Source organism: Nonomuraea sp. NPDC049129 (assembly GCF_040648495.1).
Lineage (GTDB): Bacteria > Actinomycetota > Actinomycetes > Streptosporangiales > Streptosporangiaceae > Nonomuraea.
Genome location: NZ_JBEZDU010000004.1, coordinates 46,964 through 61,777, shown reverse-complemented (window position 1 = coordinate 61,777; position 14,814 = coordinate 46,964). Strand labels below are relative to the sequence as shown.

The 14,814-nt window shown below is 70.2% G+C and carries 13 protein-coding genes; all 13 read right to left on the bottom strand.

The window, feature by feature from the left end; all coding sequences use genetic code 11:
- Positions 1-33: 33 nt before the first annotated feature.
- Entirely contained in the window at positions 34-996 is a 963-nt protein-coding gene (locus AB0B64_RS13140) for a nucleoside hydrolase (RefSeq protein ID WP_358177038.1), read from the bottom strand.
- Positions 989-1,714 (bottom strand): GntR family transcriptional regulator, encoded by a 726-nt coding sequence (locus tag AB0B64_RS13135; protein WP_357941682.1) that lies wholly within the window; start codon positions 1,712-1,714, stop codon positions 989-991. Before AB0B64_RS13135 ends, AB0B64_RS13140 begins: the two co-directional genes overlap by 8 nt.
- Positions 1,711-2,661: a ribokinase gene (locus AB0B64_RS13130; protein WP_357941680.1), complete on the bottom strand. Its 951-nt coding sequence runs from the start codon at positions 2,659-2,661 to the stop codon at positions 1,711-1,713. Before AB0B64_RS13130 ends, AB0B64_RS13135 begins: the two co-directional genes overlap by 4 nt.
- On the bottom strand, positions 2,637-3,548 hold the full coding sequence (locus tag AB0B64_RS13125) for a hypothetical protein (RefSeq protein WP_358177036.1): 912 nt from the start codon (positions 3,546-3,548) through the stop codon (positions 2,637-2,639). The genes AB0B64_RS13130 and AB0B64_RS13125 overlap by 25 nt, the downstream gene beginning before the upstream one ends.
- An 11-nt stretch (positions 3,549-3,559) precedes the next feature.
- Positions 3,560-5,626: a N,N-dimethylformamidase beta subunit family domain-containing protein gene (locus tag AB0B64_RS13120; RefSeq protein ID WP_358177033.1), complete on the bottom strand. Its 2,067-nt coding sequence runs from the start codon at positions 5,624-5,626 to the stop codon at positions 3,560-3,562.
- A 4-nt stretch (positions 5,627-5,630) separates the two neighbouring features.
- The gene (locus tag AB0B64_RS13115; RefSeq protein WP_358177030.1) at positions 5,631-6,854 is read right to left on the bottom strand and encodes an ABC transporter permease; all 1,224 of its coding nucleotides are present in this window, start codon (positions 6,852-6,854) and stop codon (positions 5,631-5,633) included.
- Positions 6,851-7,987: an ABC transporter permease gene (locus tag AB0B64_RS13110; RefSeq protein ID WP_358177027.1), complete on the bottom strand. Its 1,137-nt coding sequence runs from the start codon at positions 7,985-7,987 to the stop codon at positions 6,851-6,853. The genes AB0B64_RS13115 and AB0B64_RS13110 overlap by 4 nt, the downstream gene beginning before the upstream one ends.
- Positions 7,988-8,016: 29 nt before the next feature.
- On the bottom strand, positions 8,017-9,036 hold the full coding sequence (locus tag AB0B64_RS13105) for a BMP family ABC transporter substrate-binding protein (RefSeq protein ID WP_357941670.1): 1,020 nt from the start codon (positions 9,034-9,036) through the stop codon (positions 8,017-8,019).
- Positions 9,037-9,104: 68 nt separating this feature from the next.
- Complete coding sequence (locus AB0B64_RS13100; protein WP_358177024.1) at positions 9,105-9,887, bottom strand: HAD hydrolase family protein; 783 nt, start codon at positions 9,885-9,887, stop codon at positions 9,105-9,107.
- Positions 9,884-10,786 carry an ATP phosphoribosyltransferase gene (hisG, locus tag AB0B64_RS13095; protein WP_357941667.1) on the bottom strand — a complete coding sequence of 301 codons (903 nt, stop codon included), beginning with the start codon at positions 10,784-10,786 and terminating at the stop codon, positions 9,884-9,886. The genes AB0B64_RS13100 and hisG overlap by 4 nt, the downstream gene beginning before the upstream one ends.
- A 9-nt stretch (positions 10,787-10,795) precedes the next feature.
- The gene (locus tag AB0B64_RS13090) at positions 10,796-11,281 is read right to left on the bottom strand and encodes an NUDIX domain-containing protein (protein ID WP_357941665.1); all 486 of its coding nucleotides are present in this window, start codon (positions 11,279-11,281) and stop codon (positions 10,796-10,798) included.
- On the bottom strand, positions 11,278-13,056 hold the full coding sequence (locus tag AB0B64_RS13085) for an ABC transporter ATP-binding protein (protein WP_357941663.1): 1,779 nt from the start codon (positions 13,054-13,056) through the stop codon (positions 11,278-11,280). Before AB0B64_RS13085 ends, AB0B64_RS13090 begins: the two co-directional genes overlap by 4 nt.
- Positions 13,053-14,801 (bottom strand): ABC transporter ATP-binding protein, encoded by a 1,749-nt coding sequence (locus AB0B64_RS13080; protein WP_358177021.1) that lies wholly within the window; start codon positions 14,799-14,801, stop codon positions 13,053-13,055. Before AB0B64_RS13080 ends, AB0B64_RS13085 begins: the two co-directional genes overlap by 4 nt.
- Positions 14,802-14,814 lie beyond the last annotated feature (13 nt).

The following is a 14,814-nucleotide window of genomic DNA, read 5'->3' as shown; positions in this document are numbered from 1 at the left end:
TCTTGATCCATGAACCGCGGATCCCGGATTAGGTCAGAGATTCGGTGGCTTATCCGGGGTTAGTGTGTTGAGGAAGTGCTGGTAGAACCGGTCGGCGTCGACCGCGCGTGCGCATCTGACAGGCCGCCCGTCAGGGAGCCGGACGATCCGTCCCTGGCTCTCTCCTTGGGTGATCACGTCGCAGCGCACTGTCTCGAACGTGCAGATGTCGGGTTCGGCCAGGTACGAGGTGGTCAGGCTGTCCCAGCAGCAGTACGGCAGGCCGGTGGTCTCCAAGGTGCCGAATGTCAGCGCGAGCAGCGATCCGGCGAGGTCGCTGACGTGCCACCCGTAGTGGCGGCCGAAGGCCCGGACGAAGTCGTGGGTCACCGGCACGAGGTTGGTCACGTCCAGGGGGAACATCGTGATGGGGACGGACGAGTCGAAGACCCGCTTGAGCGCGTCGGGGTCCCAGAAGACGTTCCATTCCGCGCTGCCGTCGTGATCCGGCTGTCTGACGTTGCCGGCGACGTCGAGCGCGCCGCCCATGAAGACCACCTCCTCGATGCGTGACTCGACCTGCGGGTGGTGATCGAGACACCAGGCGAGGTTGGTCAGCGGGCCGGTGGCGAGCACGGTGACCGGAGCCGGCGCCCGCATGAGCCAGGTGGCGAGCTGTTCGTGCGCGGGAAGCGCGTCCGCGTCGCCGGGGCGCTCATCCTTCTGATTGAGCACCGGTAACGCGTCCGCCCGCAGGGCGTCGATCCGCCAGGCGAGGGGGAACGGGTTGCGTCCGGGCAGCACGCCCACGGCCGTCGGCACGTCCCTGCCCACCAGGTCGAGGATCTTGTGGGTGGCCGACAGGGCCGGCCGGGGAAGGCAGTCGGCGGGGGTCACCGCGACTCCGCGCAGGTCGACGTTGTCGTACTGGGTCAGCAGGAGAAGCGACAGCAGGTCGTCCGGTGCGCCGTCCTGGTCGAACAGAACCTGACGGCGGCGCCTCAAGGTGTCAGTCACGGTGCCTCACCAGGTGGAAGGAGAAGTCGGTGCCCCGGTGGTAGTCCTGGGAGTACAGCAGCGGCCGGCCCGCACTGTCGTGGTGGGTCTGAATCAGCAGCAGCCACGCGCCGTCGGCTTCGAGGCTGCCGATGCGCTCCGCCTGCGCCTGGCTGAGGGTGACGGCGCGGACCTGGGTGATCGCGTACGCGATGTTGTGGCCGTACTCGGTGAGCAGCTGGAACAGCGACCCGGTCCAGTCCACCTCGTCCAGCGGCCGGCCGATGAGCGAGCGGGGGAACAGGTCGATCGAGTAGAGCAGCGCGTCGTCCTGGTAGCGGCGCAGGCGCTCCAGCCGGACGATGGCCTCGCTGCCAGGCAGCTGAAGCAGTTCGCGCTGGTTGCGGTCCGGTTCCGTCGCCGCGATGTCCAGCACCGTGTTGACGCCGGTGTAGCCGCGGCTGGCCAGCATCTCCGTCACGCCTTCGAGGCGGGTCAGCGGGCGGTCCAGGCTGGGCTGAGAGGTGAGATACCGGCCGTCGCCGTGGCGGGACTGGATGAGTCCTTCCTGCTCAAGGAGCTTGAACGCTTCTCGGATGCTGGTCCGGCCGACGTCGAAGAGGGTGATGAGCTCGTTCTCCGAGGGCAGTCTGTCCCCGGGGCGCAGCCCCTGTTCGACGATCAGCGCGTGGAGCCGATCGCGTACCTGAATCGCGAGGGTGGGGTGTCGTCGTGTCACGTGGTTCTCTCCTGCCCGGGCGCACCTTGGAGCGGAGCGACACCGAGCTCTGCGGCTGATGGGTAACTGGGAGCACAGAACCGGCGTGTGACGGAAACGGCTGCCACCCGGCAGGCGAGCCGGACTCCTTGCGCCAGGCTCGCGCCGGTGCAGAGGGCGGCCGCCAGGGCCCCGGTGAAGGCGTCACCCGCGCCGGTCGTATCCACAGCGTTCACGCTGGGTACGTCGATCAGCATAGTGCCGTGGTCGTCGGTGATCTCGGCCCCGTGCTCGCCGCGAGTGACGATCACCGTGCGCCCTCTGGTTCTGCGGCGCAGGCACTCCACCGCGTCGTGTGTGTCCGAAGCCAGCGCGGACAGCTCGCTCTCGTTGAGCACCAGCACATCGGCCCGGCTGAGCAGGTCCTCTCCGGTTTCGCTGAGGAATGGTCCGGCCGGGCTGGGGTTGAGCAGGACGCGCACGTCCGGCGAGGCAGCGGCGGCCGCCGCCGACGAGGTCGCCACGGGGATCTCACCTTGAAGGACGAGTACGGAAGTGCCCGGCAGTTCGGACACTGTGGCGGCCGCCCGGGAAGGGGGAAGCAGATTCGCCGCGCCCGGCCAGGTCATGACGATCTGCTGACCATGCGCGTCGACGTAGACGAAACTGCGCCCGGTCGCGATGCCGTCGGCAGTGGCGCAGTCGTCGACCTCGACGCCGTCGGCGGCCAGCGCGGCCAGCGCCGTCAGCCGGTCTGTGTCGTCTCCCAGGCAGCCGACGAAGCGGGTGGGCGCGCCCAGCCGAGCCGACGCGACCGCCACGTTCGCCGCCTTGCCGCCGTGCGCGGTGGCGTAGTCGACGGCGTCGACGCTCTCCCCCTTGGCCGGCAGGTGGTCGCCGAACATGTAGAGGTCCACGGTGTAGGCGCCGATGGCGAGGACGGTCATGAGCCGAGCCCCAACGCGCAAGGGGCGATGCTGTCGGCGTCCAGGCTCACGTGCACGTTGGGGTGGCGATGCGCGAGGGTGACCGGGAGCTGCACCTCGGGTTCGGTGGTGAGCAGGAGGACCCGCACGATGTAGCGCTTCCAGGCGCCTCCGTCGGTGATGAGGTGCAGCCGCCGGGCCGACAGGATCTCCGACATGCCCAGGGTGATGGCCATGCGGGGAATGGCCTGGGTGTAGCCGCCGGTCACCCGGTGGGAGTGAGCCATGATCGTGTCGTCGAGCAGCGGGACGATGCGCGTGGTCGAGGCGGCGAACTCCTCCAGGCCGTAGTGGTGCCAGCGCGTGGTCGGCGGCTCGTTGAAGGCCAGATGTCCCCGGTAGCCGAATCCCGCGAAGCAGGTGTCGGCGCCGCCCACCTGGCGCAGGCGCGCACCGTACGCGTCGGGGTCGAAAACGTCCGGGTAGATGATGTTGTCGGGGTGGGGCCGCAGATCGGGGTCGAGCAGCTGGTAGAGGTTGCGGTCGCAGTAGCCGCGGAAGCTGAAGGGGTGTGACGGGTCCACGGGCCGGCCCTGCCAGTCGAGGAACTCATCCATGTGGAAGGCGAACACCTCGGTCCAGCTGATGCGCTCCTGATTGCAGATGCGGGCGAGGATGGGATATTGCGCCTTGGGGCCGACGGGGAGGATCCAGCGGGTGGGTTCGCCGCGCATGTTGTTCGCGCGCAGCTCGTCGGCCATCTGGCGGGCCAGCCGGTGATAGAGCTCGGTGGTGTCCGCGTACACGGTCAGGGGGTGGCGGGCGATCGCCGCGAGGTCTTCGGCGGGCATGGACAACTGCTCATCGGTGAGGTCACTCGACTTGTCGGGATAGGGGTAACCAATGTGCCGCTCGCTGACGTTGGTCATGTCACTCCTCCTCACAGGGGCGGGGAGAGCAGGAATCTGGACAGGACATTCCGGGTGACGCGTCTGATGTCGCCGTCGCAGCAGGCGAGGCTGGCAACCCAGTTGATGGATCCGGCCGCGAACACCGCGCCGCCGTTGCCGAGGCGTCGCAGGGTCATGTCGGCGCGTACGGTATGCGCGCCCAGCGCGGCCTCCTCGGTGGCCGGCTGGTAATGGTGGCTGTGCCCGCCCGCGGATGTGGCCAGCAGCAGGGTGCCGGGCGGGGTGCCGAGCTCTGGTGCGGCGCGGTCGATCTCGTCTCCGGCCGCTCCGCCGAGCGCGAGCCCGCAGCGGCCCACGGTGTCCGTCTCGACACCGGCGAAGATCCAGGAGGCGTTGTCGCGGTAACTGTCGGGCAGGCGGGTGTAGCCGGGTGCCGGTCCCCAGCCTTGCGCGGCGAAGCCGACGCCGAGGAGCTCCTGTGGTGCCAGGCCGCGGTGGCGCCAGAGCCCGCCGGGCTCGCCGGTGGAGGTGAGGACGTCCTCGCCCGGCTCGTTGTCCCACCAGTCGCCGGCGTGGCCGCGGCGGACCTCGATGGCGTGGGGGTGGCGGGGGTCGACGCCGGTCACCCAGTAGAACCCGTTGCCGCCGAGGTACATCAGCCGTCCGCCGCCGGACACGTACGCGCTCACGGCCGCGCGCTCCGGCGCGCTGATGTACTCGGGGTGGCTGCCGGTCATGACGACGCGATAGCCGGCGAGCAGATCGGCTCCGCCCTCGTGTACGTCCTCGTCCGTGAGGACGTCGAAGGCGAACTCCTCGGACCGCAGCCAGCGGAGGAGCAGGAGGTCGGCGGAGAAGTGCCGCGGCGCTCCGGTCATCCACCAGCGGTAGCCGGGGGCGAAGTTCAGCACGGGGCGGCGCCCGGAGGAGTAGTAGACGGGGCCGCCCTCCTGCCGCTGGTCGTACAGCGACAGGCCGAGCTCCCGGTGGTCGTTGAGGTAGGCGTCCGTCGGCGAGAGCGTGATCCCGTGGTCGGTGACCCGCGAGTAGTCCCCGAAGTACTCGGCCTCGCTGAGCTGGCGGTGGTTGGCATAGGCCAGGTAGGTGAAGGTGGGCAGGACGACCGCGACCGGGGCGCGACCCGGACCGGCGGGACGGACGATCACCGGGATGACGCAGGACTGGCTCCGGGTCCGCAGGCGGACGCCGAGCACGGTGGAGGTCGTCTCCTCCGGGATGGTCAGCGCGCACGTCTCTTTCCATCGGGCGTCGTCGAGGTCTTCAGGACTCAGCTGTACGGCGGTGCGGTCCGTGCCGCTGCCCGGCCCGATCAGCCCGGCGAGTGGCCGGTTGACGGCGCGGGCGTGATGGCCGTTCCCGCTGATGTCGGTGACGAGGCAGGCGCCCGGATCGATGGAGGCGTCCCAGAGGGCCAAGACGTCCTCACCGAGGTGCTTGACCAGCTCGGCACCGGTGGTCAGGTCGAGCAGCGGAGCGCACGTGGTGATCAGGCCGCTCGTCAGCATCGGCAGGGCGATCCGCCCCACGAAGGAGCCCGCTCCGAGCCGCACCTCTCCGGTCCCGTGCGGCAGCGCCAAGCCCGCGGCCCGCGCACTCACACCAGGAGCGCGGCCAACGGCCAACCGCACGGTGGTCGTCGACGGCGTCGCCTCCCAGGCCACCACCAGCAGCGACCAGGATCTCCGCTCAACGGCGGTGTGCCCATGGCAGGTCAGGAGTCCCGATGTCGTCTCCAGACTCGCCTCGGCCCGGTTCTCCTCGTCCAGCGCGAGCAGCAGTCGCCAGCCGGGCGTGCCCAGTTCCGCCACGACCTGGCGGGTGCCGAGCCGGTGCGGGCGAATCCACAGCGCGACGCTCCCCCTGGCGGGCACCGGGACGGAGGCTTCCAGGTGGGAGCCGGTCTTCAGAGGTTGTGGCGCGAGGGAGATCGGTTCGGCCGGGGTGCGGCCGGCTTCGTCTATCAGGTCGACCAGGTCCACGGTCCCGGCTCCCGGCGGGCCTGCGGCGTACAAGGTCAGCTGTTGTCCGGGGACGGCGGACCAGCGGTCGGCGTACCCCATCAGACGCGGTTCCATCCGCTCACGCACCTCCTCGGCGGTACGGGACGCCGACACAGGCCGGCATGCGCAGCCGCTGGGCGACCGTGACCAGCACCAGCAGGGTGACGAGGTACGGCGTGGCGTAGATGAGCTGCGTGGGCACCGAATCGGTGCTCTGGAAGACCACGAAGGCGGCCGCGCCGAGCAGCGCCAGGGTCAAGGGCAGGCGGGGCCGCCGACGGACGAACACGATCGCCGCCGTCCACAGCAGCACGGCGGCCAGGAGCAGCAGTACGTGTACGGCACTCGGCTCCCGCAGTTGCAGGGCGTCGGCGTACCCGAACAGCAGGGCCCCACCCGCCGTGCCGGCCGGGCGCCAGTTGCCGAAGATCATGGCGGCGAGCCCGATGAAGCCCCGGCCGCCGGTCTGGCCCTCCCGGTAGATGGTGGAGGAGACGGTGACCAGGTACGCCCCGCCGAGTCCGGCGAGCGCACCGGACACCAGCACCCCGTAGTACCTCATCCGCTGGACCGGGACGCCGAGCGAGTCCGCCGCGGCGGGGTGCTCGCCGACGGAGCGCAGGCGCAGCCCGAAGGCGGTCTTCCAGAGCACCACGAAGCTGACCGGGATCAGCGCGACGGCGAGCACGGTGAACCAGGAGACCTCGTGCAGGAATCCCCGCAGGATGCCGCTGACGTCGGCCAGGAGGAACCACCGGCTCCGCTCCAGTTGTCCGAGCAGGTCCGGCGTGCCCCAGCCGCCCGCCAGGAACGGCATGCTCACGGTGCCGATGGCACCCGTGACGGGAGGCGACTGGGTGGCTCCCGCCCCCGGCAGGCCGCTGAAGGCGATGACGGACAGGAAGCGGGCGACACCCACGGCCAGGATGTTGACGGCGATGCCGCAGACCACCTGGTCCACGCCGAATGTCACGGTGACGACCGCATGGAGCAGGCTGGCGATGACGCCGCCGAGCGCACCGGCGAGCACCCCGGCCCAGACACCGTAGAAGTGGCCGGCCCAGGCCCCGCACACGGTCCCGATGATCATCATGCCTTCGATGCCGAGGTTGACGACGCCCGCGCGTTCGCTCCACAGGCCGCTGAGGGCGGCCAGCCCGATGGGGACCGCCAGCCGCAGCGCGGCGCCCATCGCGCCGGAGCCGGTGAGGGCCTCGGCTCCGGTGAAGGTTCTGACGGCCGACATCGCGAGCAGGAGGATGAGTACGGCGAGCACCCAGCCGCGCGGATTCTTCATGGTCATGTCGCGGGCCTCACCGGCTCGGGCGTGACGACCGGGACGCTCTCCTCGCGCATGAGCCGGGCGGCGCGCCTGAGGTCCATGCGGCGCACCACTTCATGGGCGCCCACGACGCTGATCACGATGACGCCCTGCATGATCGTGACGATCTCCTTGGGCAGGCCCTGGATGTCGAGGATCAGCGCCGAGCGCTCCAGGAAGCCGAAGAGCAGCGCGGACAGCGCGATGCCGACCGGGGTGTTGCGGCCGAGCATGGCCACGGCGATCCCGGTGAATCCCGCCCCGGAGGGGAAGTCCACGCCGTAGCTGTAGGTGTTGCCCAGCAGGTCCGGCAGCCCGGCCAGGCCGGCCAGCCCACCCGAGACGAGCATCGTGAGGAGGATCATGCGGCGTGGCTCGATGCCGTGGACGTGGGCCGCCGCCGGGTTCAGCCCGCTGGCCTTCAGCTCGTAGCCGTACCGCGTGCGCGTGAGCAGCAGATGCACCGCCACCCCCAGCACGACCGCGCCCAGCGCGGCCCCTCCGAGGTGGGTGCCCGCGGGCAGCGAGAGCCCGAACAGCGACACCAGCCCGTCGAGTTCGGGCAGCCGGGCCGACGGCGGGAGCTCCGGCGTCGATCCGGAGGCGCTGCCGGCCGCGAAGAAGTCGGCCAGCAGGTAGGCGATGACGGCGGTGGCGACGTAGTTCAGCAGGAGCGTGGACAGCACTTCCGAGACCCCGCGCCACACCTTGAGCACCGCGGCGATCCCGGCCCAGAGGGCACCGGCGAGCACGGCGACCAGGCCGACGAGGGCCAGGTGCAGCGGACCTGGCAGGTTCACGGACGCGCCGACGACCGCGGCGAACAGCGCGGCGACGCGGTACTGGCCTTCGACCCCGATGTTGAACAGCTTCATGCGGAAGGCCACGGCCACGGCGAGACCGGCGAAGAAATAGATGGCCGACCTGTTGACCGCGGAGACGAGCGAGTCCGGCCGGAGCCCGAACTCCAGCATCGTCAGGTACGCCCGCCCCGGCGAGGCGCCCACCGCGGCGAGGAGCGCCGTGGTGACCGTGAGCGCGATCAGCAGCGCGAACGCAGGAGCAGTGAGCGCGCTCAACATCCGCCTGGTGAGCGAAGCTGCGCGGGGGGACATCGGGCCTCCTCTCCTCCTGGGTCGGTCGGTCAGGGGACGACGGGGACGGTGATCCCGCCTGAGATGATCTTTTTGCGGATCTCCTCAAGACGCGGCTCGACGTCGGTGAGGCCGCCGCCGCTCGTGGCGTAGCCCACCCCGTCCTCCTTGAGCCCGAACTCGCGCAGCCCGGAGATCGTCTTGCCCCGCACCGCCTCCTGGATGATGCGCAGGACCGCGACGTCGAGCTTCTTGGTGGCGCTGGTGAGGATCACCTGGGAGAGCCCCTGGTCGACCGTCTTGCGCTGGTCGACGTCGACCCCGATCGCCCACTTGCCCGCGGCCTTGGCCGCCTGGAACACCCCGATCCCGGAGGCGCCGGCGGCGTGGTAGACGACGTCGGCGCCGCCGTCGTACATGCCGCGAGCCGCTTCCTGGGCCTTGTCCGGCGCGGAGAATCCGCTGAAGTCGGGCGGCTGGCTCATGAACACGCTGGAGAGCTGGATCTTGGGGTTGGTCGCTCGGGCGCCGGCCGCGTACCCGGCCAGGAACTTCTGCTGAGGCGGCGTCTGCACGCCCCCGATGAAGCCGATCCGCCCGGTGCGCGACTTGAGCGCCGCGGCCACGCCGACCAGGTAGCTGGCCTGCTCTTCCCGGAACACCACGTTGGTGACGTTCGGCAGCTTCACGGTCGCGTCGTCGATGATGACGAACTGCGTGTGGGGGAAGGCGGGCGCGATCTTCGTCAGTGGCTGGGCGTAGAAGAAGCCGACGGCCAGTACGGGGTTGTGGCCCGTCTCGGCCAGCAGCCGCAGGACCTCCTCCAGGTCCGACCCGGCCGAGTTGGGGCTGAGTTCCTTCACCGACACGCCCAGCTGTGCCTTGGCCTGGTCCACCGCGGACCCGACCGAGTCGTTGAAGGACTTGTCACCGCGTCCACCGCGGCTGTAGGCCACGCCGACCGCGATGGCGGAGTCAGCGGCCGCGCCGTTCCTACCGGGAGCCGGGTTCACGGTGGCACAGGCCACGAGCGAACACAGCACAAGGCAGAGGGTGACTAATCGGGACATGCGCACCTCCGAGGGAATCCCGGCTCAGCGCCCATCGTGAATACTCATCAGACAAGTGTCAAGGGTTCTCAGATGAGTTGCTCCAGCCGCTCGGCGACCCCGTCGTCGTCGTTGGACGCGGTCACCTCGTCGGCCGCCGCGAGCACCGCCGCATGGGCGTTGGCGACGGCCACCGCCGTTCCCGCCCAGGTCAGCATGGGCAGATCGTTCGGCATGTCGCCGAACGCGATGACGTCCGCGCTGCCGAATCCGAGCCGCCCCGCCATCGACTCCAGGGCGGCCGCCTTGGTGACACCGGCGCGCATCACCTCGCAGAACACGTCCGCCGAGATGGTTACCTCGCACCCGGAAAGGAGCGCGCGTACGCCCTCGTAGTACTCGCGGGCGTTCCCCTCCAACTGCACCATGAGCTTGCCGACCTCGTGCCGGGCAAGCGCCTCCTCCAGGCGTGGCACCCGCCGCGCGCTCCGTGACAAGGGGTCGGGCAGTTCGAAGGCGTCCTCCAGCAGCAGCTCCATCCGGCACTCCGCGCCCAGACGCACGCCGGGAAACCGGTCGCGCAACACCGACAGCGCCGTCACCAGGCGCGTCTCGGCCAGCGGGCAGTAGTCGACCACCTCCTCCCGGACGAAGTCGAAGGTGATGGAGCCGTTGCCGCAGACCGCGATGGGCGCGCCACCGACCGCCGCCGCCACGTGCCGCGTGTCACGGACCGGCCGGGCCGTCGCGATGACGAACACGTGCCCCGCGTCCTGTACGCGGCGCACGGCCGCCCGCGTACGTTCCGACACCAGGCCACGGGAGTCCAGGAGGGTCCCGTCGAGGTCGCACACGATCATCCGGCGCTTCACAGCGGCTGCTCGGTCAGGTGCGGCGTCACCCATTTCGCGACCTGCGATTCGATGACGTCGAGGGCACCCGCCGTCAGGACGCCGTCGATGGTCTCGGCCAGGTTCCGCCGTGGCGCCAGCCCCTGGAGGACCACCAGGTCGGCGTCCGCGAGGCCGGTGCCGGCCCGCCAGGACGGCTCCGGCATGGATCTGGCCACGCGCGGCAGGTCGCGCGCGGAGGTGCGCACTGTCAGCAGCGCACATGCCGCGCCCGCGCCGACCGAACCCAGGAGCCGGGCGACCTTCTGAATTCTGGTCCGCCTGTCCGCGTCACGCCAGGCGGCCGGACTGGCGATGAGGTGGGGGACGCACGAACGTAGTGTGCAAATAATCCGCATATGGTGGTGCGCCATTGCCGAATCGGGTCCGTCGACGTCGATGACGGCATCGGCGAGTTCGGGAATCTTGGCCTCTCCGGCGCCGAAGGAATGAATCACCTCGGCCGGCAATGACCGGCTCTCGAAGAATTGCCGGGCGATTTTCGGATACTCGGTGACGACCCGGATTCCGGGCAGCAGATCGTCGGCGCTCTCCGCCGGATGATCGCCCGGAACGGCGAGCACCATCCGCCAGGGCGGATCCGCCCCCACGACGTGCGTGAACGCCTCCACGAACTCGACCTTCGCGCCGGTCTCCTCGATCCAGTCGGTGCCGGTCAGGCCGAGGTCGAAGGCGCCGCTCTCGACGACCAGCGGTATTTCGCGCGGTTTGTAGAAGGCCACTTTCAGGCGATCGCCGTACTCGATACTCGCCCGATAACTGCGGTCCGAGGTTCTGCGCACGTCGAGACCGGCGGCGGTGAAAAGGCTCAGGATCGGCCGCTCAAGATACGACCCCTTGGGCAGCGCGAGCGAGACCATGCAGTCCTCCTAAGCCTGTTTCATGAGAGCTCGCAGGGCGAGGTCGATCATGCCGGTGTCGGTGGCGGCCGACGCCATGCGCCGCAGCGTGGCCCGATCCATCCAGCGGGCCTCGACGAACTTGTCCTGCTCGATCCGGGGCCGGGTCAGGTCGCCCGCGACGGTGGCGAGCACGTCGATCTCGCGTCTGCGCGCTCCGTCGCCATCGCTCCAGTCGAAGACGTCCACCACGCCGTCCACCTCGACCAGTCGCCACCTCGTCTCCTCCTCGATCTCCCTCGCGAGTGCCCCGCACAGCGTCTCCCCCTCTTCGACGTGCCCTCCGACGATGTCCCAGCAGCCCGGAAACAGCCGCACGTGGGGCGCGCGCCGCTGCATGAACACCGCACCGGCCGAGTTGACGAGAACGGCGCCCACCACGCACCGCACGCCTTCCGCCGCCGCCTCCCGCTGGACGCGCTCGAACTCCACCGGATGCGGAGCACAGCCGCTCATACCGCCTCCTGGTGCGCGTAGTAGGTCGCGTACAGGGCGGCGAACGGGCCGTCGCGCCGCAATAGCTCGTCGAAGCGGCCCTCCTCGGCGACCTCGCCCTGGTCGAGGACCAGGACGCGATCGGCCCGCCGGATGGTCGAGAGCCGGTGGGCGATCACCAGCACCGTCCGGCCGGTGAACAGCCGGGACAACGCGTCCTGGATGCCCCGCTCGGTCAGCGGGTCGACGCTGGCCGTCGGCTCGTCCAAGAGCAGAATGTCCGGTTCGCGGAGGAACATCCGGGCCAGGGCGATGAGCTGCCGCTGCCCGACCGACACCCCCCGGCCGCCAGCGCTCAGGTGGTCGTCCAGGGACATCGGCATGCTCCGCGACCACACGTGGTGCCCCATGCGCTCGATGGCGCGTTCGGTGTCCGCGCGGCTCGCCCCTGGCCGGCCGTACGCGATGTTCTCCGCGAGCGTGCCCGCGAAGACGAACGGGTGCTGCGGGACGACACCCACCCGCTGCCGGTACGCCCGCAGGTCGAGCGAGCGGATGTCGCGGCCGTCGACCAGCAGCTCGCCGCCTTGGAACTCATAAGCCCTGGCGATCAGCTTGGCCAGCGTGGACTTGCCGCCGCCGGTGTGCCCGACCACGGCGACCGTCTCCCGTGCGGCGAGCCGTACCTCGAAATCCTCGAACACCGTGCTGCCTGGCCCATAACCGAAGCGCAGGCCGCGCGCCTCGATCTCACCGGCCAGGGCGGTCACCGGCTCGTTCCCGCGCTGGACGACGGCGTGCTCGCTGTCGATCAGCGCGAAGACCCGCTCGGCGGCCGCGAGCCCCTGCTGGAAGAGGCTCCAGAAGGCCGCCGCCTGCGTGACCGGCTGCCACAGCATGCCGAGCGCCTGCAGGGCGAAGTACCACTCCCCCGGCGAGAGCCCGCCGAGCACCGCGAACCGGCCGCCCTGGTAGAGCACCACGGCCGTGGCCAGACCGGCCAGCAGCGTCAGGACCGGGAGGATGACCGCGTAGATGAGGCCCTGCCTGACGTAGACCTGGTAGGACAGCCGGTTGACCGCGTCGAAGTCGCGATAGACCGTCTGTTCCCGGCCGAAGCTCTTGGCGACCGAGATGCCCATCATCGTCTCGTGCACGTTGGCGTTGACCCTGGCCATCACCCGGCGCGTGGCCGCCGCCGCCGTCCTGGCCACCCTGCGGAAGGCCAGGGCCGCGGCGAGCAGGATCGGCAGCGCCGCCAGGATGATCAGGCCGAGGTCGACGTCGATCCAGAACACCGCGCCGCCGAGCAGCAGCACCAGGAGCATCTGGCTGAGCAGGTTCAGGGCGAGGGTCATCACCGAGCCGAAGCCCTCGGTGTCGCCGGTGACGCGGCTCAGCACCTTCCCGACCGAGTTCTCGTCGTAGAACGCGACGTCCTTGGCCAGCGCGGCGTCGGCGGCCTCGCACTGCAGGCGGTAGACCATCCTGCCCACCAGCCGGGCGGTGATGGCCTGGCGGGCCCAGTTCATCGCCCAGGCCAGCGCCGCCGCGGCGACCACGAACACGCACAGCTGAAGGCCCAGCCCGGCTCCCCCGCCGATCTGGTCGATCATGCGGGAGATGACGATCGGCACCGATGCGGTCAGCAGGACCGACCCCACGACGAGGACGGCCGAGCCGAGCATGGCGCCGTGCTGGGCCCGCAGGTAGCGCAGGATTCGGGCCAGCAGCCGGCGGTTGCCATAGACGCGGTCGTACTCGTCGGCGTGCAGGCCCGCGAAGAGGTCGCTCACGTGTAGATCTCCCGGTACAGCGCACAGCGCGCGATCAGTTCGTCGTGCGATCCCTGGTCGACAACCCGCCCGCCGTCCAGCAGCAGGATGACGTCGGCGCGCCGGATCTGGCCGGGGCGGTGCGAGACCAGCACGGTGGTACGGCCGGCCGCCGCGCGCTCGATCGCCTCGGTGATGGCCGTCTCGGTCCGGGCGTCGACCGCGCTGGTCGCGTCGTCCAGGGTGAGGACGCGCGGCTCGGTCAGCAGCGCCCTGGCGATGGCCAGCCGCTGCCGCTGCCCGCCGGACAGCGTCGTCCCGCCCTCGTTGAGGATGGTGGCGTAGCCGTGCTCCATCTCCTGTACGAACTCGTCCGCGCACGCCTGCTTGGCGACGCGCAGCACGTTCTCGTACTCGGCCTCGTCCGGCGAGCCGAAGGCGATGTTGTCCAGCACGCTCTTGGCGAACAGGAAGATCTCCTGGTCCACGTGGCCGATCTGGCGGCGCAGCGCGCCCGGTTCCCACTCGCGCACGTCCCGGCCGTCGATCAGCACCCGTCCCTCGGTGGCGTCGTACATCCGGTTGACCAGCTTGACGAGCATGCTCTTGCCGCTGCCGGTGGGTCCGACGACGGCGAGGGTGCGGCCGGCGGGCAGGTGGAAGGAGACGTCGCGCAGGATGTCCTTGCCTCCGTGACGGAAGGACACGTGGTCGAAGGTGATCGCGCCGTTGATCTCCGTCACCGTGCCCCGGGCGTCCTCACGCTCGGCGGGGTCGCCCTCGATGATCTGCCGCATCCGGCCGGCGGCGACGAAGCCCTCCTGGATGACCGGAACGGCCTGCTCGGACATGGTGACCGGCTGCGCGAACAGCACCAGCCAGCCGAGATAGGTCACCACCTGGGCCAGGCCCAGCCCGCCCTGGGAGTAGAGGTAGAGGGAGTGGAGGGCGCCGATCGCCATCGCGAGCGCGAAGCTAAGCGCCGGCAGGTAGACGGCCTGCGCTCTGCCCCGCCTGACGAACGCGTCCCGGTAGGCGGCGGCGGTGTCCCTGAACGCTCGCCGTTCGAGGTCCTCCTGTGTGGACGCCTTGACGGTGGCGATGCCGGCGAGGGTGGCGGAGAAGCGTTCGTTGAGGTCGGCGAAGGTCTCGCGGGTGCGGATGACCAGCGGGTTCAGTCGGCGCAGGTGGTAGTACAGCGCGTACGCGAACACCAGCACCAGCACGCCGGGAGCCAGGAGCAGCTGGGCGTTCAAGGTGGCGATGAACAGGATCGGGACCAGCAGCGCCAGAACGCCGTTGGCGGCGGTGGCGACCCCGGGGCTGAGCATGTAGTCGACGAGTCTGGCGTCGTTGATGGCCCGCGCCAGGATGTCGCCGATGCGCTGCTGGTCGTGGAAGGACATGCGTTTGGCCAGCAGGCTGCGGTACAGCTCGTCGCGTACATCCCGTTTGACCCGCTGGGCGATGATCTCCATCGAGCCGTTGGACATCAGGTCGGCGGCGAACCGGCCGGCCGCCAGCAGGCCGGCCGTGATCGCCGCCGCCCCGACCGCGGCGAGGTCGTGGCGGGCGCCGGTGGCCTCGGCGAACGCCGCGCCGATCTGTACGGGGATGAGCGTCGAACAGAGGTTGGCCGCCACCGCCGTGATCGCGAACAGCAGCAGGAGCATCCTGTGCCGCCGGAGATGACCGGCGACCCACCCCCCTATGCTCCGGGACGCGGCCGGTGGGGCACCACCGGCCGGCCGCGTCTCCTCAGCCATGTCTCACTCCGCT

Coding starts and splice junctions, on each gene's coding strand:
- AB0B64_RS13125 (WP_358177036.1), bottom strand. CDS start 3,548: ATGACCAACGTCAGCGAGCGGCACATTGGTTACCCCTATCCCGACAAG.
- AB0B64_RS13120 (WP_358177033.1), bottom strand. CDS start 5,626: ATGGAACCGCGTCTGATGGGGTACGCCGACCGCTGGTCCGCCGTCCCC.
- AB0B64_RS13115 (WP_358177030.1), bottom strand. CDS start 6,854: ATGACCATGAAGAATCCGCGCGGCTGGGTGCTCGCCGTACTCATCCTC.
- AB0B64_RS13110 (WP_358177027.1), bottom strand. CDS start 7,987: ATGTCCCCCCGCGCAGCTTCGCTCACCAGGCGGATGTTGAGCGCGCTC.
- AB0B64_RS13105 (WP_357941670.1), bottom strand. CDS start 9,036: ATGTCCCGATTAGTCACCCTCTGCCTTGTGCTGTGTTCGCTCGTGGCC.
- hisG (WP_357941667.1), bottom strand. CDS start 10,786: ATGGTCTCGCTCGCGCTGCCCAAGGGGTCGTATCTTGAGCGGCCGATC.
- AB0B64_RS13090 (WP_357941665.1), bottom strand. CDS start 11,281: ATGAGCGGCTGTGCTCCGCATCCGGTGGAGTTCGAGCGCGTCCAGCGG.
- AB0B64_RS13080 (WP_358177021.1), bottom strand. CDS start 14,801: ATGGCTGAGGAGACGCGGCCGGCCGGTGGTGCCCCACCGGCCGCGTCC.